The following is a 20,460-nucleotide window of genomic DNA, read 5'->3' as shown; positions in this document are numbered from 1 at the left end:
CATGTCGCCTCCGTGAAGTTTCGACAACCGTTCACGCCTGGAGTCAATCAAATGGGTCAGAGTCAATCAAATGGGGTCAGTCCTCTTCTATGAGTAACCTACCTCTTGCACTGGAACGCAGCGACATTGAAACGGTAGTCATTTGGATGCCGTTTTTCGTTGGCGGGCAGGATGCCGAGTCCGCGCATCCCGCCGAGCTCATCGACGAGTCACTCAAATAGAAACCAACCCTTTATAGCGACAGTACGTATTCCACCAGGTCATTGATCTGATCGTCGGTGAGGTCGGACAATTTACCGTGGCCGTTTCCATGTTCAAAGGTGGTGACAACATCCTTCATTGTCGCGGCTCGTCCGTCGTGTAGGTAGGGGCCCGTTCGCCATGCTTCAATCAAATGTGGCACGTCAACCGGCTGACCTTCGTCTTGGCCACTCGTGAAACCGACGTCGCACATTTGAGAGCTTGTGAACAGCGGTGCTGGGTGGCAATGCGCACAGCCGACTTGTTCAAAAAGTTTTTCTCCACGAAGAGCAGAGTCGCTGAGTTTTCCGTCGACCAGGTGCGGGCTGGGAACCGGTTCGAGGTTCTTTAGGTAGGCATCGATGGCTTCGGCGTCCTCTTCCGGGCGGACGGCGAACTGAATGTGCCGTATCCCGGCTCGAACTGCTGTCTCTGCATCCGCTCGTACTCCCAACCACATTGCTCGTGGAGTTCGATGGGCGTATAGCATCGATTTAACGTTTTTGGGATTTCCGATTCCATCATTCATCAAATCCCAGTTCAATGCGTCGGTTCGCGCGTCGGGATGACAAGTGGCACAGCTTAGCCAATTTTGAAAACAGAGTGCGGCGTCGTTGAAATACATCTCCCCGAGACGCTCTTGTGTAATCGGGAGTGTTTCCCCTAGTTGCACCGTTTTGCTTTCCGTCCGCCAATTCGAATCGAATTGGACAATCTCCAATGCATCCGAAAAATAGTTCCCAACGTAGACGACGTCGCCGTCAACCACGAGCGATCGGGGGCCAACGCCCTTGAGCTTGACTCGTTTTCGAAGGCCGGAAAGGAACGACAGGTCATTGTGCGCATACAAGTGCGCTTCCCCTTCTGCCTTGGAAGCATATAAATCGATTTTGGACCTCAGCGCAGGCAGGTCGATCAGCGAAAGTTCCTGGTTTCCGGCTGATGAGACAACCAAAGTTTTTCCGTCTTCGGAGAACCCGATCGCCCAGGGATTGGAGAATCCTTGATCAATGTCATCAAGCAGTACAGTGTATTCGAGCGTTTCGGTTGCGATGTCGATGACGCTCAGTGCGTTGGTAGAGACCCATCCACGTTCAAGCTGTGTCGTTGGGACAAGAAATCTCGCCATCAGATGCGTTGCGAAAACTTTCTTCCCGTCCGGAGAAACTTCGAGCCCTCGAATTCCTTCGGCGCCGTTGACCAAGGGGAGTGTTTTGACCGACTGCGTTTCGGTGTTGATCACGGAAATCTTTGAGGCAACGTATTCGATGTCGGCCCGACCATCGGGGATGTGGTTGGCAACAAACAGCAGCTTTCCATCGGGTGTGATATCGGCCGCAACGGGTTCTCGCAAAACGGGAACGCGAGCGGTCGTCTCGCCACTGGTCAGGTCAATGATCGAAACTTCGTTATCAAACCGGTTGCAAACGTAGAGCCACTTTTCGTCAGGCGACAAAACCGGCGACATCGGCGTGTGGCCTGTTTTGAGTTCTCCGCATTGCTTGCCTGCGACGATCTTCCAAATGCGTCCTTCGGGGCCACCGCCAGCGATATACAGTGTCTCACCGTCACTCGACATGACCATGTCGGTCGGTTGGCCTGGCAATTCCAGCGAACCAGTGACCGTTTGTTCTTTCAAATCAACGTTGATCAGTTGCTTGCCAGTGGAAGCCAGGACATAGAGCGAGCTTCGATCCTTGGAAAGTAACATATCGCTTGGCGACAAATAGTCCTGGGCCAAGCTGGTTGACATTGTCAAACAGACGGCCAACAAGGTGCGGATCGCTTCTTTCATGTTTACGGACTAACCTCGATAGCGGCATCTTGTTGGCACGGCTGTCGGAGCACAGCCATTAATGATTAATAGGCAAGCTATAAGTCTGTGCTCCATCAGTTCATGCTCGCATCATGGTTTTACGATGATGCGGAAGCCAACATTGAATACCTTTTGGTGGGACTGATACGGTAGGCGGTAGGAGGCGGTAGCCCGATGAGGCCGATCATACCACGAACCACCGCGAGCGACTTTTCTCGCTTGCAGATTCAGGGCGTTGCGACCGTCATCGGCTAGGTAAGGATAATCATTGTAGTCGGAAAGTGTCCATTCGGCCACGTTGCCATGCATATCAAAAAGCCCCCACGGGTTGGGCGTGAATTGGCCGGTTCCCGACGGTGTCAGTATCTTGTCGTCAATGCTCGTGTCACGCGGCACAAAGTCCGTTGTCGGGGACCGCTGGCTTACCGGGATCGGCTGAGGATCAACGCCCTTCACGGCCAACAATCCAATTGATTGATCAGCTAGGTTGGCGTGCTTCTCAAAACCTGCGTCGCCAAAGTAGAAAGGCTGGTCGCTACCAGCTCGTGCGGCCCACTCCCATTGCGCCTCGGTGGGAAGCGAAATGTTTTGGCCGGTCTTCTTCGAGGCCCACTCGCAGTAAGCCATCGCTTCTTGCCAACTAATGCGGATCGCTGGCATTTCCGGTTTGTTGGCGGGATATCCCGCGTAAATATGGTCTTTCCACTGTTGGTCAATCGCGCCGCTATCGTGCGTTGGATCAAAGCCGTTGTATTGTTCGTTCGTGATTTCCTTGACTGACATCCAGAACGGTTTCTCAATATCGACAACGCTCTGTGGTGCTTCGTCCGCTGCACCGGATACCGAACCCATGACAAAACGTCCCGCAGGAATCTTGGCCATGGTGATCGATTGACCGTTGATCTTCAGATCGTGTGTCTGCGTGGACATCTCGCGAATCGCCTTTTCGCTCAACGGCCAACCCTGTAACTGCACCGGTTCGTGTTCAATCTTCACTTTGGTCGGTTTTACGAACTCCGGACGCTCGATCGGACTCTCAGGCATCCACTCGATATCGTCATCGATACAGGCATAGGTGTTTTTCATCAAGAGCGTTCTGTCGGCTTGCTCCTTCGTCTCTTCGCTGTTGTCTTTTTGTTGCATCCACGTTGCATAATACGGAACGTTTAAATCAATCCAAGTGACCAGTCGGTTCCAACCGTCTTCATCTATCTCCACGCCATGGTGACCCTTTTCCAGCATTTGGATCAACTCACTTGTCGACGCATGGTATTCCATTGGTCGCAGCAAGTGCATGTCGCTTTCGGGGCCCGGTCGCCGTACATAGGGGTGCAACGCGTGATAAGAGTTAGCAAAACCTCCATGTCCGGGAGAGTTATCTTTGAAATTCGGTCGATCGCTTTCGGTCCCGTCGTGGCAACCCACGCAGTTGCGATCGAGAACCGGTTGCACTTCACGCTGGAAGCCGAAACCATAAGGTCGATCGATGTCCGACCATGGGGTGAGTTTCTGTGGCATTTTTCGAGCAGCCAGCGCCATGCGTTCTGGCGGAGGAGTGCGAGTCGATTCGTGGCAACCGACGCATGACAGTCTTTCGCCCGGCATCGCCGCTAACCAGCTTCGCATGATCTGCAACGCGCGCCCGTTTTCGTCGAGCGGCTGAATCGAGATCGGCAGACTGTGAGGCACCGACATCATCACCGATCCATCTTCCTCGACGGGGACGGTCCCGAGGATGCGTTTCGTGTCCCAACCGCCTTCGACAGCAAGCGTCGCATGCCCACCGTGCAAACGATATGCATAACCATAGGTAAACAATCGCAACGACTTGACTGAACCACGCGGAACGTCCTTCAAACCCGGCCCAGCATAGATGTCTTGAATGAATAGGGTGGCATCTTCTGCTTCAAAGTCGCGGCGATCCGGAATCATCGGCGGTCGCTCACGCTTCTTAAGCGGAACAGGCTCGAACAAATACTTTCGATCGCTTGCCAACTTGATCATGTTGTCAAACCGGTCCACGAGGTAAAGCGACCATCGCTCCGAGGGATTCAATTGACCGGAAACCAGGAAATAGTTTTCGCTCAAAGGATACGGATGCAGAAAACGTGGCCACTTGTCTTTCATGTATTGGTCAATGATGACCGGTTCGACTTTCTTTCCGTAACCAGGGATCCGTTGGACCACGCCGTCCGCTTCGAACTCGCCTTTTGCAGTATCAAAGACAATCAACTCACCAGCACGAGAAACACCATGGTGGCCCGAACAGATCGCGGCAAATTGTGACGTCTTCCCAGGAATCTGTTTGGCATAAAACATCGTGTTCGGCCAGAAAGAGTTGGACCCATAGATGCTCCGCAGGTTCGTGCCGTCCGGGTTCATCTGCATCAGAATGCGGGTGAAGTAGTGTGCATTGTCCGTGTATTCCCAGCGACAAAACATCACACGCCCGTTCTCCATGACCCACGGGTACCAATCATTTTCTTGGTCAAAAGTAATTTGACGCATTCCCGATCCGTCCGGATTGATTTCATACAAGTTGCCGACATAGTCGTTGCCGCTAACGCAGGGGACAGCGTTCAGTGGTGTTGTGGAACAGAACAACAGCTTGTCGTTGGGCAAGTAGGTAGCGCTGTAATGATCAACTTCCGCCAACGTTGGGGTGATCTTTCGCTTGCCGGACCCGTCAAGGTTTATCTCGTAGATCTGTTGCGTATTGCTTTCCGTGTCAATTCCCGTGAACAGCAGTTTGTCAGCGTCATAATGCAGGTTTAAATCCATCAAGCATTCGCGTTTGTCCTTCGGTTGATAGACCGTTTCGGAAGACTTGCTCTTTAGATCCAGGATGCGTAATTCATCTTCGAAATTCGGCTGCCTTTCTTGTCCTCTGCTGCGAAGGTAATTGGCATTGCCCTGCCAATTCGCTGGCATTCCGCCATTTTTGCTGGCTCGGAACAAGATTTTTTCGAAGTTGACCTCCGGATTATTGATCACCAAAGCTTCGTAGCGAAACGCTTCGACATCGTCATCGGAGGCGTTGTTGGATTCCAACTTGGCAAGCTGCCTTAGATACTTCGATGCGGGATACGTCGAGTATTGTTTGCCTAGAAATTCGATCGCCCGGCGAGCGTATTCGATTTTTTTCCCTACGGGCGTAAACACATAGTTAAGGTCCGCAGGAGTCAGGAAGAAATCCGTACGGTTCCCTTTCTTTTTGTCGCCCTTGGCTTTGTTGATGACTTGCAACTCGAAGACGTTGCTTCCGCGACGCAGAGAGAGTGAATAGAACGTGGTTTGGACTGGTTGAAGTACTTCACCGTTGAGGCGAAGTTTTACTGGCCCGCTCACATTCAAGCCTTGCACATAATCCTGGTCCGCAACCAGATCACCGATCAGATATAGGTCGCCATTCCTCAGCGTTGCGCTGTATTTACGGCTGATTTGCACACGGTCGTCTTGTCGCCAAACATCTGGATTTGCTCTGGCTTCTTCAATGCTGCCGGTCCAATCCTTCACTTGGGATTGGTCCCCCACATAGACGTCACCGAAGTGGCAAGTCTGAGCTCGTAGGGACGAACTCAACATCAACAGAACGGTGAGAACCAACAGCTTACGCGCATGCATTCTTAAATTCCTTCGCCTAGTGGTCAAACATCACGAGGTCTCTTCTATCTCGCTCCCGCAAGCGAGAGCGAAAATTCTTTTTTTTAGCCGTTCCGCACGAAACAGCGTTTGCGTGAACTTAGGATAGGTCACGATAGAGTTCAAAGGCCTGGTCAGGTGTCATCCCATCATGAACGACGCCACGGACAGCCTTGATCATACTAATTGGGTTTTCAGATTGGAAGACATTACGTCCCATATCAACACCAGCGGCTCCCTCGCTAATTGCACGGTAAGCTAGCTTCAATGCATCATGCTCTTCCAATTTCTTACCACCTGCAATCACAATTGGCACCGGGCACGCCGCGGTGACCTTTTCGAAGTCTTTTTCACAGTAATAGGTTTTGACGAAAGTCGCACCGTTTTCCGCACATACGCGTGAGGCCATTCCTAGGTAACGGGCATCGCGTGTCAGCTCTTTCCCAACCGCGGTCACGCCAAGGGTGGGGATACCGTATCGATTTCCCAAGTCGGCGGTTCGGACCAAATTTTCGATCGTCTTGCCTTCGTATTTTCCACCAATCGAGACCATGATTGCCAACGCGGATGCATTCATTCGAATCGCATCGTCGATGCCGAGAATGCACTCATCATTCAACTCGTTCAGCACAGTCGTGCCCGCTGAAAAACGAAGCGAAATCGGCTTGTTCACTTGCGGTGGAATACAGCTTCGCAAAACACCGCGACTGCACATCAAGCAATCCGCGTACTCGACAAGTGGCAAAATCCCCAGGTCAATTCGTTCCAAACCCGACGTTGGTCCCATGATGTAGCCGTGATCAAAAGCCAACATCACGGTGTTTCCGCTGCGGGAGTCAAAGATGCGACTCATGCGATCCTTGATCCCCCAGTCCGCATGATCGAGCCCTTTGAGAAAGAATGCCTCTTTCTTCACAGGGACGTCGATTCCATAATCATCCGCTTCAATGTTGCCGGTAGCCTCTGGCATCGTTTTTCCTTTTTCGTATTAAATTGGTTTCGTGTTAAGCTGATGCGGTAAAGCCGCGTGCAAATGCTTCAAAAATACAGGCTGTTGAAACCGCTCCTGCATCCAAATGTCCGATCACTCGTTCGCCAAGATTGCGAGCGCGTCCAAACTTAGCGACCATCTGTTTGGTTTTTTCAGCTCCCGTCGCGGCAGCATCCGCAGCCGCTTGCAGCATGGTTGGGATGTCCTGGTCGGTATTGGCCTCCATCGCTTCGACGGCTGGCTGCAACGCGTCCATCATCGTTTTGTCGCCGATCGCAGCCTTGGTTTGCTCTTTGACTTTCTTTAGTCCGGCAGAGAACATTGCGGCCGTATCCGCTGCGTTCAAGGCATCGCCCTGCACGCCATCGCTCATCCCTAAAAAGAGCGCGCCGATCAACGTGCTGGTCGATCCACATGCTTCCGTCATTGCAGCAAAGCCCATGTCGCCAAGGGCTTGCTTCAAGTCGGTTCCTTGCTGAGCGACGCGATCAATCGCGGTCATCGCAGTGACGATCGCCGTGCCATGGTCGCCATCACCCGTTTCGGCGTCCAAGCCCGAAAGCTCATCCGCTCGCGCTTTTAATGTTGCTAACGCCGTGGCAGTCATCTGCCCAAATCGGCGGCAATCCAATGAGTCCATCAATTAACTCCTATGCGTAAAAGAATTTCAACACCCTCCCAATCGCAGGAGGCTCGAGTTCGCGGGCGTCTGGCGGGGCAGAAAACCGATCCGGCCCAACGAAGCCCACTCCGCTCGAGGGAATGTGAATACAGCTCTTGTCCTAACGCACCGTCCAGTACGGCGTGTCGCAAGGAGCTTTCATCAGCGGAATATGATCCGCATCCAGTTTGCACAAAATCATTTGGAACCCGGCCATCTCTTGCACCGTAAGAATCTCGTCAATCATGCCCGAGACCACGTCAATGCCCTTCGCTTCCAACAATCGGTAAGCCTTGCGGAACACCAGGTTCATTTCCATCAGCGTTGTGGCTCCGACACCATTGATGATCAACATCGTTTGGTCGCCAGACTTTGCATCGACGGACTGAACAAGCGGCTCGATCATTTTCTCAGCCGTTTCGTCTGCCGAAAGAATCTTCGTGCGTCCGCCGCCCGCCTCGCCATGTTGGCCCATGCCGATTTCCATTTCATCGTCGGGCAGTTCGGAAATGGCTTGACCGTTTTGCGGATGCGTTGCGCCGGTCATTGCAACCGCTAGCGTCGCCATTTGTTTGTTGAATCGCTCAGCGATTTCAATGACCTCATCAAGCGACTTACCCGCTTCGGCAGCCGCGCCTGCGACTTTGTAAAGTGGGACGCAACCCGCCAATCCGCGTCGGTCTTCGTCCGGTGTGTCCAACCCGGCGCTGATGTCCTCATGCGTCAACAGCATGCGGACGTTGAGTCCTTCTCGCTTGGCCAATTCCATCGCCATGTTTGCGCTCATGACGTCACCGGCGTGGTTCAAGACAACCAGTAAAACACCGGCGTCTCGATTAAAAGCCCGTAGTGCTTCGAGCAACTTTGGGGCTCCCGGTGCGGCAAAGATATCGCCGACAACGCTGGCATCCAGCATCCCTTCGCCGACAAAACCGCTCAGCGCCGGCTCGTGCCCCGCGCCACCAAGCGTAACCAAAGCAACCTTGTCTTCCGGCTTTGGATTGGCCCGAACAACGATCTTTTCCGACATCAAGCTAACTTTGTTGGCGTACGCCAATGTGTAGCCTTCAAGCAATTCGGCAGCAATGTCATTTGGATCGTTAAGAAACTTCTTCATCGTTAATTTCTGTGTGGTCATGGTTCGCTCTCTATTGCCTGCCTACGGGTTAGTTGGTCGATTCTGCTATTTGCAGAACCTCGATCGGTGCGCCTTCCTCGATCACAAACGCCACGGTGATGCCTTCCATTGGAGTGAAGGGCTCAAGCAGCACTTCGGCGTCCTTTAGTTCTGCAGCCAAGTCGTCCACTTGATACGCAATGTGTGGCATCGTTTTGAGTATTTCCGGCATGCCGCAATGCTCTTCAAAATGAAGCCATTCAATGCGATTCGGACTTTGTTGGGGATCGGTAACGTACAACCCCGCCTCTGCCAAGTGAGTCATCCCTTCGATGACGTGATCCGTTGGGATACCAATATGGTGCAATGTTCGCACAATTCATCTCCGTACGAGGTGTTTTAAAAGACGAGGTGTTTTAAAAGACGAGGTGTTTTAAAAGACGAGGTGTTTTAAAAGACGATGTGTTTTAAAAGACGACCGACTTGTTGGTGAACTCCAGCGCATCGCCGTAATGTGGCGATGCATACTCCGAAACGATCGCTCCTTCTGGCCCAGCGATCATAAAGTGCCGAGCCTCGACGCGATTGAGCGATCCCATTTCGCCTGCTTTCAATTGTGTACAGTTCAAAGCAGTGATGCCGCCCGCCTTCAACTGGCTCTGGGGAAGCTCGATCGGCAAATCCTTGGTTGGCTCATCGTCGCCGAAGGTATAGACCATGCCGTGACGAACATGCCATGATTCCATCTTGGCAGGCCCCTCGGGCACGGGCCGGTGACAATGTTCGACAATCATCTGCCCGGGCAGCAAAAAGATCTCATGAGCAAAGTACATGTGCTCGGTGTTGTTAACCCAGAAGACCCCTCCCATGCCGACGTTTAGAAAGTCGTTTTGAGCAAAATCGCTGGTCCAAAACTGATCCGTCCGTAAGATCGGTGAGATCGGATAGCCAAAGCGATCCATCATTTCATAGTAGGCCGCGAACGCCTTTTCTTTGTTGAAGACGTCGTTGGTGTAAAAGTCATTGCGTGTGTATTTCATTGGTTCACCGGCAGTAGCCCAAGCGCCCGCAGCTAGCGAACCTGCCACAACACTCGATGTTTTAAGTAAGGATCGTCGGGTGACGGAGTTCTGTTCGCTCATCGTTTGGCTCGCTCTTTCAGGCTTGGTTGGATCGGGAGAGACACTTGCTAAAAACAGCAACGGCGTTGAAGGCTGTTTGCAATATGGAACGTTGTGCTATATATACACATTCCGGTGTTCGTAATCAAGCTGTTCGTTGACGAGAAACGGGCGGGGGATCCTGACGAGACATTTGAAAAGATGTCACGTATTACCTGTGGTTCTGATTTGCGCTCATGCTGTGAAAATCATTTACTCGTGACTTCCGAGTGTTTTCGGAAGAGCGTTTTATATATAGAATGCGTCAGTCGTTTTGATTGGAAGACGCCGGGCACTTAAAAAAAACTGAGAAATTTATGCAAGGCGACTCTCGATACCAGGTTCCAAACCTCGAACGCGCGCTGGTGATCATGGAACACCTGCTCGATTATCCCGATGGATTGACGCTTGCTGAACTGACTGCGGCGTTGGATGTGCCCAAGAACAGTGTCTTTCGAATCACCAACACGTTGTTGGCTCGCGGGTATCTCAATCGGGACGCCAGCGCCAAGCGCTTTTCACTTAGTCGCAAACTGTTGATCATGGGGCAGATGAGCTTGGCCGACAAACCCCTCGTTCCCACGGCGATTGATGTAATGCAGGAATGCCGCGATGAGGTTCAAGAGACGGTGCTAATCGGCACGCTTGTCGAAGGCGAGTTTGTGGTTATGGAACAGGTCCTTGGATCCCACCCCTTTAAGTTTTCCATCGACCTTGGTGTACGGTTGTCGTTGCACGTTTCAGCACCAGGAAAAGCGATGTTGGCATTTCTGCCAGAACGAGAAATAGAAAAGACTATCAAAGGCTATCGCTTTGTCCGCTATAACGAACAAACAATAACAAGCAAGCGAGCTTTGATGGATGAACTTCGCGGGATCCGCGAATGTGGCTTCGGCTTGGATCGTGGCGAACAGTTGCATGGCATTCATTGTGTGAGCGCCCCCATTTTTAGTCGACACAAGCGGCCCGTTGCTGCCATTTGGATCACGGGTCCCGCGGATCGCGTTCCCAACGAAGCTTTCCCCAACCTCGGCCGGACGATGCGATCGTACGCCGACCGAATTTCAGAACGCCTGATATGAAAATCGTCTCGAGGCGTTAGATTGCGGACTGATGGGACGATGCAGCCGGCTGAATTTGCTGCGGTTCGGAGTATTGATTCGCTCTGCTGTTGATTGGTTACGTTGCTATTTCAACGTGCTTTCGAAAAATGTGTCGGCCGTTTCAAGCATCTGGGCAAACCAGACTTGTTTGCCAAGAAACGGGTGGGGTGCGTCTTTGATGATGGTCAGATTCGCATCGATTCCCAACTTCTTCATTTGCTGTCGAAAGTTATCGGCATGCGTACTCGGATCGTCCGTTTCGCCAGTGATGAAAAGGCAAGGTGGGTCATCGTTGTCGAGATGAGATAGCGGAGAGGCGAGGCGATAGTCAGCCGGTTGGTTCGCCTGTGATCCGCCGAGGAATTGACGCCAATTTTTACCGCGATCCTCCATTGCGGAAATTTCCCGCGTGCGCTGTGACAGCAAGTCGGTCTGTGCCCCCATCGGGACGGCGGCCTGAATCGCACTGCTGAAATTTGCGTTTCCACCTTCGCCTTCAAGTTCTTTGTCTCCGGCTGAGGTTGCAAGTAACGCCGTCAAGTGACCGCCCGCGGATAGTCCGATCGCACCGATGTTCTCTGCGTCGATACCATACTCTTTTGCATTTGCTCGAAGAAACCGAACCGCCGCTTTACAATCCTGGATTGCTGCGGGAAAGGGTGCTTCGCCGCTCAAGCGATAAGAAATCGTTGCCGCGACATAGCCTCGCTCCGCCAACCCTTGAGCGACGATTCCGTGGTTGTCCCGATTGCCGTTTGCCCAACCTCCGCCGTGAATGCAGACAACTGCGGGCAACTCTCCCCATGTTCCCTTGGGCCGGAAGATGTCCATTTCCAAGGTGCGATCGCCATAGCGAGCATACGTCACGCCAAGCCTCGCATCCAAACGATCCAGTGTCGACTGGGGAATTTCAGTTCGGCCGTCTGCGCGAGGTTGAGGTGGGGCTTGCCCTGCCGGACGAGCGTCGAGTTGCATTTCTTCCTGAAAGAGAATTGCCATGCCGCGCAGCTTGCGCGTGATGTCTTGATTGCGTGCTAGCGTGGACTCGCCGGGGTCTTGGGCAAGGTTATACAGTTCAAGACTTGGATTCAAATAGAGTTTCCAATTGCGCCATCGCACGGCGGCCAATGCTCCTTGGCTGCCGTGATAAAAGAAGGCGTCGTTGTACTCGTTGCGATTGATAATCGGTGCCCATTCAGCGGGTGGATTCCATCGCCGTCGAAGCGGAACCGACGCGTTGAGTGAAGCCTTTTTTCCCGGAGGCGGTACGATGACGGTTTCGCCTCGGAGCAACGGACTGATGTCGCGTCCGTCGATGATGTGGTCTTCGGGAACCTTGATCCCCGCGAATGTGGCCAGCGTCGGGTACCAGTCCATCGCTCGCACGACCGCCGACGATTCTTTCCCCGCCTGCAGTCCCATGCCCGGCCCCCAAGCAATCGCGGGTACACGGATGCCACCCTCGTAAGTGGAAAGCTTGCGCCCACGAATTTTCTGTGACGGTGTGCGTCCTGGGCCGCGACCGTTGTCGGATGCGTAGATGACGATCGTGTTGTCGTCGATGCCTAACTTGCCGAGCGTATCGAAGACGCGGCCAACGTTGTGGTCCAGTTCCTGGATCGCGTCGCCGTATTCACCCCAGTCGGAGCTGTCCCTGAATTCTTCGCTCACTCCTAGCGGATTGTGGAGCATGGTATGCGGTAGATAGACAAAGAACGGCCCGTCTTTGTTCTTCTCGATGAATTCGATCGCCTCGTCGGTGTAGAGCTTCGTTAGTTCCGAAGGATCAGCGGGACGTTTTACGACTTCGCCATTTCGCATCAGCGGCACGCCTCCTTTGTCTTCGAAATAGACGACCTCCACTGGGTCAAGGTTGTGCAGCAGCCCGAAATAGTGATCAAATCCCTGGTTGCGCGGCAGAAAGGGCTCATGAAATCCGAGGTGCCATTTGCCGATGCATGCGGTAGCGTAGCCGTTCTGCTTGAAAAGTTCGGCCAATGTCAGTTCGTCCGAATGAATGCCTGTTTGTGAATCGGCGCGATGCACCCAAATATGGTTACCGACTCGGCGCGGATAACAGCCGGTCAACAAACCCGCGCGTGAGGGGCTGCAAATCGGAGCTGCGGCATAGTAATCCGTAAACCGCGTTCCCGCCTCTGCCATCGCGTCGATCCGCGGCGTTCGGACCTCGGTGGCACCATAGCAACCAAGATCGTAGTAGCCCTGATCGTCGACAAAAATGAACACGATGTTGGGGGAATTGGGAGCCGCTTGGCAGATTGCGGTCGATGCGATGCCCAACGCGCAAAAAAGATAGGTTGCTAGAGTTTTCATCATCCATCCTCGTCCTCGTCGAGTGCCCTTTGGCCTTTGAATGGCCCCCAAGTCATGCGTGTCTCGTATTCTTTGGCATTCTTGTAGATGTCGGGTTCATAATCCGGATTCCGTTTTGGGATGCGAGCGCCGACTTTTTCGAAGTAGCTTATCATTTCATCGTATAGGTTCTTGTGTTCGATGGGGTGCTTATCGGCGATGTTGTGAACTTCACCCATATCCTTCGACAGGTCAAACAGCATGGGAATCTCAGGGCGCTCGTAGAAATGCAATAGTTTGCGTTCTCCGGACACCACTGCCGAATGCGGCATGGTTGTGCGGTAGTGCGGATAGTGAAAGTAAAGCATCCGGTTTCGAAAGGCGTTGTCTGGTTTTTTGCCCGCCATGTAATCTGCGAGACTGACGCCATCGATATCTTTGAGAGCTTTGGGGTCGCCGCCTGCCCAATCCACAAAGGTTGGCAAGAAGTCGTAGTTGACGACGTTTTTGTGAAACGCAGAGCCCGGCTTGATCCTCGGTCCTTTTACAATCATGGGAACACGAATCCCGCCCTGCCACACCCACCATTTAGCAGCGTGGTGCGGCTGTGGGAGGCCGGGCAGAAAGCGGTGTCGGTAGCCGTTGTCGGACACCATGATCACATAAGTATTGTCTTCGATTCCCAGTTCTTTGATGCGATCGAGCACCGCGCCGATCCGCCCGTCCAAATCCTCTCCCATTCCCAACCAGATCGCGGGATCTTGTTTGCGTTTTACTGTCTCCGAAGTCTTGCCAATTTTTTCGTAATACGCCTGCACGGCTGGGTGGCGAGCGTACTTTTTGCGTGTCGCCGGCAAACATTCGCGGCCCTCGTGCATGGCGTAGTGAGAGATCTGAAGATAGAAGGGGTTACCGGCCTTGGTCTGGTCTTCCATAAAACCGATCGCCTTCGCGGTGACACTAAACATCCGCTTGGGATCGGTCAAATCGCTTGGCAGTCGCTGGTTCGCCTCTGCGGGCAACGTGTTGCCCGGAGTGTTATTGGTGTCGCCATCGTGCAGCACGTAGCCTTCGTTTCCAGGGTCGCCACGCATGTGCCACTTGCCAATATGGGCGCTGACATAGCCAAGAGGCTTTAGTGCTTCGGGGATGGTGACTGCGTCATCGTCGATCGTCATATCCGAGACACAAGAGACAACCGGAAAGCCCTTGAACTGTTTCTCGTTGTAGTACTGCTGCCTTCCATCGTTCATATAAACCGTGAAGCCGTTGCGAGGCGAAGATTGCCCTGTCTGCAAACAAACACGCGACGGCGAACATTGAGGTGACGCGTAGGCATTGCGGAACCTCATACCCTCTCGTGCCAGTCGCTCAACATTCGGCATCTGTAAAACGGGCATGCGTGAATTTTCCATGGCTTCGTCCATGGCCACTGGCGTTCCGTTCCATGCCCAGTCGTCGATCAACAGCATCACGATGTTGGGCGGACGGTTAGAAGCCGACGGTTCATCTGCCCTCGCCATGGGGGCAACTGCGAAACAAGCCGAAAATACGCAAGCAAACAATCGCGTCAATCCGCCGCAGTCAATCCATCGGCCGGCACAATTTCGCCAATACATCATGGTCATCCATCGATCCTTTCTCATGTCCTTTCCTCTCTCACCGAAGTTTAGTTCGATCGCCCGCTGGTTCGATGTTTGTCTAGCAGCGCCGCCAAGCTTTTTGTGATCTCGGGATGTTCCATTAGAATGTTGTGCTGTTCGCTAGGGTCATCTTGAAGGTTGTAGAGTTGGGCACCAAGTTCATCTCGACGGGGCACTTTCTTCAGATTGGGGCTTGGTTTTCCTTCGATGTACTTCCATGGTCCGCGACGAATCGCATAGTTGCCGTTGGGGCTGTGAACGATCATTGAAGACCGAAGTGGCTTCTTGGGAGATGCTCCCAACATCGCTGGCAGCACATTGGCACTGTCCTCGGCGACTTCTTTATCGGAACCCGTCGGATGGTCAATCACGGCGGCGACTGTTGCAAACATGTCAACGAGATTGATGGTCTCGTCGCACACCGACTCGGACGGAACGTGCCCAGGCCAACGGACGAGGAAGGGAACTCGGAAACCACCCTGGTAAATACTATGCTTGCGGCCTCGCCAATCTCCATTGCATCGTAATCCCGCTCGATACGCTTCCGCTTCTGGTCGTATTCCTTCGGTCGTCAGCACTCCGCCGTTATCGCTGGTGAAGATGATGAGTGTCTCGTCGGTCACTTGCAGGCGATCAAGCGTGTCAAGAATGCGGCCGACGGACACGTCAAGTTCGTGAATCCAATCGCCGTACAAACCGGTCCCACTGGTGCCTTTGGTCCGGTCCGATGGTGTGTACGGAAAATGGATTGCGACCGGCGCGAAGTACAGAAAAAACGGGGCCTCATCGGGTTGTTCTTCGAGCCATCCAATGGCATCCGTGGTCAAGGTGTCCATTACGTTTTCGTCCACTCGTTGGGGTGCATCGATACCAAGGTAGTCACGGCCGTACGGTGATTTACCAACCGGTACAACCTGATTGCTGCGTAAACCAACCACTTCTCGATTGCGGACATAAACGCCCGACGCATCGCCGTGATTTTGCGGCACGGCAAAGTGATAGTTGAAACCGATGTCGAGTGGGCCAGGGGTAAGCGGTTTAGTAAAATCCGCTCTAGTTGTTCCATAGCCAAGGTGCCATTTGCCGATCGCGGCAGTCCGATACCCGACAGACTTTAGGACCGAGGCGATCGTTGGACGCGTGGTTTCGATATGTAGTGGATCGACTGTGTTAATGACGCCGTGTTTTTGGTCGGTCCGCCAATCATACCGTCCTGTGAGTAATCCGTATCGAGTTGGCGAGCATACCGAAGAGGGCGTGTTCGCGTCGGTGAATCGTCGTCCTTCATTGGCCAAGCGATCTATATTTGGCGTACGAACGAGACCTTCGTCCGCGCCGTAGCTGTTCAGGCTTCCGTAGCCAAGATCATCGGCAAGGATGATCACGATGTTTGGCCGTTCTGCTGCAGACGATGTTTGCGCGAGCGACAAGAGAAGTAGGATGCCCAACAAGGGCGAAATGTTTCGTGGCATCATTGGTAGTCGTAACTCCGTGGGTGGTCGTCTCATTGTTGACTTGCCGTCTCTTCCCGGGCAGTCAGATCTTCCCGGGTAGTCAGATAAATCTTAGCAATATTTTTGTCGCTTAGTGCCTTGTCGAACAACGCCAATTCATCGATGCGACCATTCCACAGCCCAAGTCCATCGGTGTCGGTTCCGAACCAGACGGTTTCCTCCACGCTGGTTGCCATCGAATCATCCAGTTCCATCGGAATCCACAGCGCCAACGCCACCAGTTGGCCGTCCTCGTAGATCTTCACAACAACTTTGGCGTCGTGCCCCCCGGCGGTTGCCAAAACGTACGCTGAAATCGAGGTCTCGGCCTTCAGCCAGCACCGTGCTAATTCCTCGCTTTTTTGATCTCTATTCCTACTTGGTCCGAAGCGGAAAATACCTGATTCAAACGTATGCCGCGCTGATGATGATTCGTTACACCTATCTTATTGAAAGAGCGAGGAAACCGTTTTGGCACGAAACTCAGGCGTTCCTGACGCAACCGAACAAAGCCAAATGGAGTCAATCATACCACGGCGATACAGCACGGGGCGGTCGAGCTTCAACGAGGTGCACCTCGTAGGCTCGTTCAATACCGAGGAATACCAAATCTGGATAGTGTACGCTGGGCGGCGCACAAAGAGGTGGACCGCGCAACGTACTCTCCGAATCGACATATTCAACGGCTGACGAGATCAAAGCGAAAGCGATGGCTAAAAGTGGGTGATGAATCGTGTGTCTAATGCAAGCCGGCAAGAAAAGGTTGGTTTTGCGCCTGCGCATTTTGGCAAGCATAATGCGCAGGTGCGCACGCTTTCCTGTCGGGATTGCGCTACCATAGAGGCTTGTCTTGCCACCGCTTCGTCAAACGAAGTCGCCCTTCCGTAAAGTTTTATGTCTCTCGATACAAGTTCATATCGTTCCGATACCGAGACATTCCGATACCGAGGCACGGTCAACGTTGTCGCTCGGCCACCGGCTACATGTGGTTCTTACCGGCAGCGACGGGGATCGTTAATCATAGAGGTCTTAGAATGAATCGTATGTTGAATTGGTTTGTCGTTTTTGCCATTGTGATTCAAGCGTTGATGGTGGAGGCATATGCCGATGATCCGAATCCGATTGCTGTAATACATCCACGACCGAAACCGTCGACCGATTATGCCGACGCGATTACGAAGTTGATGGCCGCGATTGACCACGAAGTCACACAAAAAGCGTTGCCGGCATTTTCGATCTCTTTGGTCGATAACGACCAGATCGTTTGGGCCAGTGGGTTTGGCTTTCAAGACGCTGAGCAAAAATTGCCTGCATCCGCGGATACCGTCTATCGGGTCGGTTCCGTATCAAAGCTCTTTACCGATATCGCACTGCTGCAATTGGTTGAGCAAGGGCAGCTCGACCTCGATAAGCCCGTGGAGACGTATTTACCCGATTTTCACCCGCGCAACTCGTACGGGATTCCGATCACCCTGAGGCAGTTGATGTCGCATCGATCAGGTTTGGTTCGCGAGTCGCCGGTCGGCCACTACTTTGATCCCGATGAGCCGACCTTAACAGAGACCGTTGCAAGTCTCAATCAAACTTCACTGGTCTACAAACCGGAAACGAAGACGAAATACTCCAATGCAGCGATTGCGGTTGTTGGTGCGGTTCTTGAAAAGCAACTCGAAGTTTCGCATCCCGATCGAGTTCGCACGACGATCCTTGATCCGCTGTCGATGAACAGTAGCAGCTTTGTGGTGACTCCATCGATCGAACCAGCGTTGGCCAGCGGGTGGATGTATACGTATGACGGCCGGCGATTCGAGGCACCCACCTTTCTGCTTGGTACCGGACCAGCGGGGAATTTGTATTCAAGCGTCATCGATTTGTCGAAGTTTCTGGTTTGTTTGTTCAGTAACGGAAAAGTTGGAAGCAAGCAAATTATCAGTCCCGAGATGTTGAAGCAGATGACCACGCCCGAAGCAGACATCGATGGAAAGCCACAGGGGTTCGGACTTGGTTTTAAGATTCACGATTTTGATGGGACACCAAAGATCGGACACGGTGGTGCCGTCTATGGCTTCTCGACTCAATTGGAAGCACTTCCTGAGCATAAACTTGGTGTCGCAGCGGCAGCCTCGCTCGACGCCAGTAACGGAGTCGTCTTGCGATTAGCTGAATACGCACTACGGTTAATGGTCGCCGCCAAGGAGGAAAAGACGCTTCCGTCGTATCGGGTGACCGTTCCGATTCCTGCGGCCCAGGCTGCGAAATTGGTTGGCGAATACCATGAAGTGAACGGCGAAGTAAACGGCGATCGTTTCACGCGAATCACTGAATTAGGCGGTGATGTTTTCATGCAACGTGGTACGTTTCGTTATCAATTACGCGCGGTTGAAAATGACGGGACAATCGTGACCGATGATGTGACCGGGTTTGGCACGACAGTCAAGCTCGAAAACAACGACCGCTTGCTCGTGGATGACGTCGTGTTCCAGCGTGTTGCGGAGGAACCGCCGCCAAAGGTTCACGCGAAATGGAAAGGTCTCATTGGCGAATACGGTTGGGACCACAATACGTTGTACATCTTGGAAGATAACCAGCAACTGTTCGCCTTGATCGAATGGTTCTATTACTATCCGCTTAAGGAAGTCAGTGAAGACGTTTTCGAATTCCCCGACTATGGGTTGTATCACGGCGAACGACTCTTGTTCTCGCGCGACGCGGACGGTAATGCGACCGACGTGATTGCGGCGGAGGTCAAGTTCGTGCGTCGAGAAGTTCGCACCATCGATTCGAAAACGTTCAAGTCTACACCTGCTAAACCAATCGGCGAACGACTCGCCGAAGCACTTGAATCGTCACCGCCGCCGGAGCAAGGTGAGTTTCGCGACGCTGATTTGGTTGATCTCATTGCACTCGATCCGACAATCAAATTGGATATCCGATTCGCGACCGAGAACAATTTATGCGGTGTAGCCATCTACAAACAGGCACGTGCTTTCATGCAGCGACCGGCGGCCCAGGCGGTTACGCGAGCCAACGCTCGATTGAAAAAACTGGGATTTGGGCTGGTTATTCACGATGCTTACCGCCCTTGGCATGTCACGAAAATGCTCTGGGACGCAGTTCCCGACAACTTCAAGGAATCGGTTGCCGATCCTGCCATCGGCTCGCCGCACAATCGTGGTGGTGCCGTTGACCTGACTCTTTATGATCTGGCAACCGGAAAGCCGATTCAAATGGTTTCGGACTACGACGAGTTCTCGCCTCGATCGTTGCCGATGTACGACGGCGGTACCTCACGCGAACGCTGGTGTCGTTACCTGCTTCGTCAAGCGATGGAAGCCCAAGGGTTTACGGTTTCCGAACGCCAATGGTGGCACTTCGATTTCAAAGACGGCGACAAATATCGCATTGGTAATGCCACGTTTGAGCAACTCGTGAATTCTAACCAACTGAATCGAACCGACCAAGTCGATGTCGATAGCTTGTCCGTTAAGGAATCAACGGAGCACTCGCTCCGGGTCGCAATCGGTCAAATCGCCTGTATGGACAGCGACCTTCCAGGAAATTTGGTGCGTGTCGAGAATGCGATCATTAGAGCCAAACAGGAAAATGCAGATCTCGTTTGCTTTCCCGAAATGGCGTTGCGGGGTTGGGTGAATCCCGTTGCTCACGAACTGGCGAAACCGATACCGGGGCATGATTCGGACTGTCTATGCAAACTCGCAAAGAAACACCAAGTCTACATTTCGGTTGGGTTGGCGGAAAAAGAGGACGAAGAACTTTATGACTCAGCGATTTTGATTGATGATCAAGGTCAAATTCTGCTCAAACACCGAAAGATCAATGTTCTAACCGAGTTGATGAGCCCAAGTTACACTCGCGGTAACGTGGTGACATCCGTCGAAACGAAGTTCGGACGTATAGGGCTTTTGATCTGTGCCGACACCTTTGATCAATCTGCCGTGCAGCGGATGGTTGAATCGAAACCTACATTGCTGTTGGTCCCTTATGGCTGGGCCAACAAAGTGGATGCTTGGCCCCAACATGGGCTGACGTTGAAAGCGACCGTCAGCGCAGCAGCGAAGAAGCTTGGATGCACCGTGGTTGGTACCAATTCAATTGGATCGATTTCCAGCGGGCCTTGGCAAGGAATGATCTATGGTGGACAGAGTTATGCGTGTGATAAAAGTGGTGATGTGATCGCGAGTGGCAAAGACCGGGATGTGGATGTCGTCGTTTTTGACGTCAAAAAGAAATGATTTTTTTTCTAATCCGTTAAACGAACAC

General features: G+C 52.8%; 14 protein-coding genes. 3 read left to right on the top strand and 11 right to left on the bottom strand.

Features of this window, described 5'->3' with window-relative positions:
* Positions 1 to 89 precede the first annotated feature (89 nt).
* Positions 90 to 221 (top strand): hypothetical protein, encoded by a 132-nt coding sequence (locus tag CA13_RS34840; RefSeq protein WP_419194060.1) that lies wholly within the window; start codon positions 90 to 92, stop codon positions 219 to 221.
* A gap of 11 nt (positions 222 to 232) precedes the next feature.
* Here CA13_RS34840 and CA13_RS07715 read toward each other — a convergent pair whose 3' ends face one another.
* The 7 genes from CA13_RS07715 to CA13_RS07685 all read right to left on the bottom strand — a co-directional run bounded on the left by CA13_RS07715 (position 233) and on the right by CA13_RS07685 (position 9,609).
* Positions 233 to 2,035: a YncE family protein gene (locus tag CA13_RS07715; protein ID WP_146395347.1), complete on the bottom strand. Its 1,803-nt coding sequence runs from the start codon at positions 2,033 to 2,035 to the stop codon at positions 233 to 235.
* 111 nt (positions 2,036 to 2,146) lie between these two features.
* Positions 2,147 to 5,680, bottom strand: coding sequence for an SUMF1/EgtB/PvdO family nonheme iron enzyme (locus tag CA13_RS07710; protein ID WP_146395346.1), 3,534 nt, complete (start codon positions 5,678 to 5,680; stop codon positions 2,147 to 2,149).
* Between the two features lie 118 nt (positions 5,681 to 5,798).
* Positions 5,799 to 6,668, bottom strand: a complete 870-nt coding sequence (gene lsrF, locus CA13_RS07705; protein ID WP_146395345.1) for a 3-hydroxy-5-phosphonooxypentane-2,4-dione thiolase — start codon at positions 6,666 to 6,668, stop codon at positions 5,799 to 5,801.
* A 34-nt stretch (positions 6,669 to 6,702) separates the two neighbouring features.
* The gene (locus CA13_RS07700; RefSeq protein WP_146395344.1) at positions 6,703 to 7,329 is read right to left on the bottom strand and encodes a dihydroxyacetone kinase subunit L; all 627 of its coding nucleotides are present in this window, start codon (positions 7,327 to 7,329) and stop codon (positions 6,703 to 6,705) included.
* A gap of 142 nt (positions 7,330 to 7,471) precedes the next feature.
* Positions 7,472 to 8,488 carry a dihydroxyacetone kinase subunit DhaK gene (locus tag CA13_RS07695; RefSeq protein ID WP_473087447.1) on the bottom strand — a complete coding sequence of 339 codons (1,017 nt, stop codon included), beginning with the start codon at positions 8,486 to 8,488 and terminating at the stop codon, positions 7,472 to 7,474.
* Positions 8,489 to 8,516: 28 nt separating this feature from the next.
* Entirely contained in the window at positions 8,517 to 8,843 is a 327-nt protein-coding gene (locus CA13_RS07690; protein ID WP_146395343.1) for a hypothetical protein, read from the bottom strand.
* 91 nt (positions 8,844 to 8,934) lie between these two features.
* The gene (locus CA13_RS07685) at positions 8,935 to 9,609 is read right to left on the bottom strand and encodes a twin-arginine translocation signal domain-containing protein (protein ID WP_146395342.1); all 675 of its coding nucleotides are present in this window, start codon (positions 9,607 to 9,609) and stop codon (positions 8,935 to 8,937) included.
* A 335-nt stretch (positions 9,610 to 9,944) separates the two neighbouring features.
* On the opposite strand from CA13_RS07685, the gene CA13_RS07680 reads away from it, so the two are divergent.
* Positions 9,945 to 10,709, top strand: a complete 765-nt coding sequence (locus tag CA13_RS07680; protein WP_146395341.1) for an IclR family transcriptional regulator — start codon at positions 9,945 to 9,947, stop codon at positions 10,707 to 10,709.
* A gap of 105 nt (positions 10,710 to 10,814) precedes the next feature.
* Here the strand turns inward: CA13_RS07680 and CA13_RS07675 are convergent, their stop codons facing one another.
* From CA13_RS07675 to CA13_RS07660, 4 genes are all read right to left on the bottom strand, one after another.
* Positions 10,815 to 13,067 (bottom strand): alpha/beta fold hydrolase, encoded by a 2,253-nt coding sequence (locus CA13_RS07675; protein ID WP_146395340.1) that lies wholly within the window; start codon positions 13,065 to 13,067, stop codon positions 10,815 to 10,817.
* Positions 13,064 to 14,566: a sulfatase-like hydrolase/transferase gene (locus tag CA13_RS07670; protein WP_146403510.1), complete on the bottom strand. Its 1,503-nt coding sequence runs from the start codon at positions 14,564 to 14,566 to the stop codon at positions 13,064 to 13,066. Before CA13_RS07670 ends, CA13_RS07675 begins: the two co-directional genes overlap by 4 nt.
* Positions 14,567 to 14,712: 146 nt before the next feature.
* A complete protein-coding gene (locus CA13_RS07665) occupies positions 14,713 to 16,194 on the bottom strand; it encodes a sulfatase family protein (protein WP_146395339.1) in 1,482 nt (493 codons plus the stop codon).
* Positions 16,191 to 16,445, bottom strand: coding sequence for a hypothetical protein (locus tag CA13_RS07660; protein ID WP_419194059.1), 255 nt, complete (start codon positions 16,443 to 16,445; stop codon positions 16,191 to 16,193). Before CA13_RS07660 ends, CA13_RS07665 begins: the two co-directional genes overlap by 4 nt.
* Before the next feature lie 768 nt (positions 16,446 to 17,213).
* Between CA13_RS07660 and CA13_RS07655 the strand changes: the two genes are divergently transcribed.
* A complete protein-coding gene (locus CA13_RS07655) occupies positions 17,214 to 20,432 on the top strand; it encodes a serine hydrolase (protein WP_419194058.1) in 3,219 nt (1,072 codons plus the stop codon).
* Positions 20,433 to 20,460: the final 28 nt, after the last annotated feature.

This window comes from Novipirellula herctigrandis (genome assembly GCA_007859835.1).
GTDB lineage: Bacteria > Planctomycetota > Planctomycetia > Pirellulales > Pirellulaceae > Novipirellula_A > Novipirellula_A herctigrandis.
The sequence above is the reverse complement of the archived record's forward strand: the minus strand, read 5'-3'. Positions and strand labels throughout refer to the sequence as shown.

What these genes read in the sequence shown, in the direction of transcription:
- CA13_RS34840 (WP_419194060.1), top strand. Translation starts at nt 90, where the DNA reads ATGAGTAACCTACCTCTTGCACTGGAACGCAGCGACATTGAAACGGTA.
- CA13_RS07715 (WP_146395347.1), bottom strand. Translation starts at nt 2,035, where the DNA reads ATGAAAGAAGCGATCCGCACCTTGTTGGCCGTCTGTTTGACAATGTCA.
- CA13_RS07710 (WP_146395346.1), bottom strand. Translation starts at nt 5,680, where the DNA reads ATGCATGCGCGTAAGCTGTTGGTTCTCACCGTTCTGTTGATGTTGAGT.
- lsrF (WP_146395345.1), bottom strand. Translation starts at nt 6,668, where the DNA reads ATGCCAGAGGCTACCGGCAACATTGAAGCGGATGATTATGGAATCGAC.
- CA13_RS07700 (WP_146395344.1), bottom strand. Translation starts at nt 7,329, where the DNA reads ATGGACTCATTGGATTGCCGCCGATTTGGGCAGATGACTGCCACGGCG.
- CA13_RS07695 (WP_473087447.1), bottom strand. Translation starts at nt 8,488, where the DNA reads ATGACCACACAGAAATTAACGATGAAGAAGTTTCTTAACGATCCAAAT.
- CA13_RS07685 (WP_146395342.1), bottom strand. Translation starts at nt 9,609, where the DNA reads ATGAGCGAACAGAACTCCGTCACCCGACGATCCTTACTTAAAACATCG.
- CA13_RS07680 (WP_146395341.1), top strand. Translation starts at nt 9,945, where the DNA reads ATGCAAGGCGACTCTCGATACCAGGTTCCAAACCTCGAACGCGCGCTG.
- CA13_RS07675 (WP_146395340.1), bottom strand. Translation starts at nt 13,067, where the DNA reads ATGATGAAAACTCTAGCAACCTATCTTTTTTGCGCGTTGGGCATCGCA.
- CA13_RS07670 (WP_146403510.1), bottom strand. Translation starts at nt 14,566, where the DNA reads ATGGCGAGGGCAGATGAACCGTCGGCTTCTAACCGTCCGCCCAACATC.
- CA13_RS07665 (WP_146395339.1), bottom strand. Translation starts at nt 16,194, where the DNA reads ATGAGACGACCACCCACGGAGTTACGACTACCAATGATGCCACGAAAC.
- CA13_RS07655 (WP_419194058.1), top strand. Translation starts at nt 17,214, where the DNA reads ATGAATCGTATGTTGAATTGGTTTGTCGTTTTTGCCATTGTGATTCAA.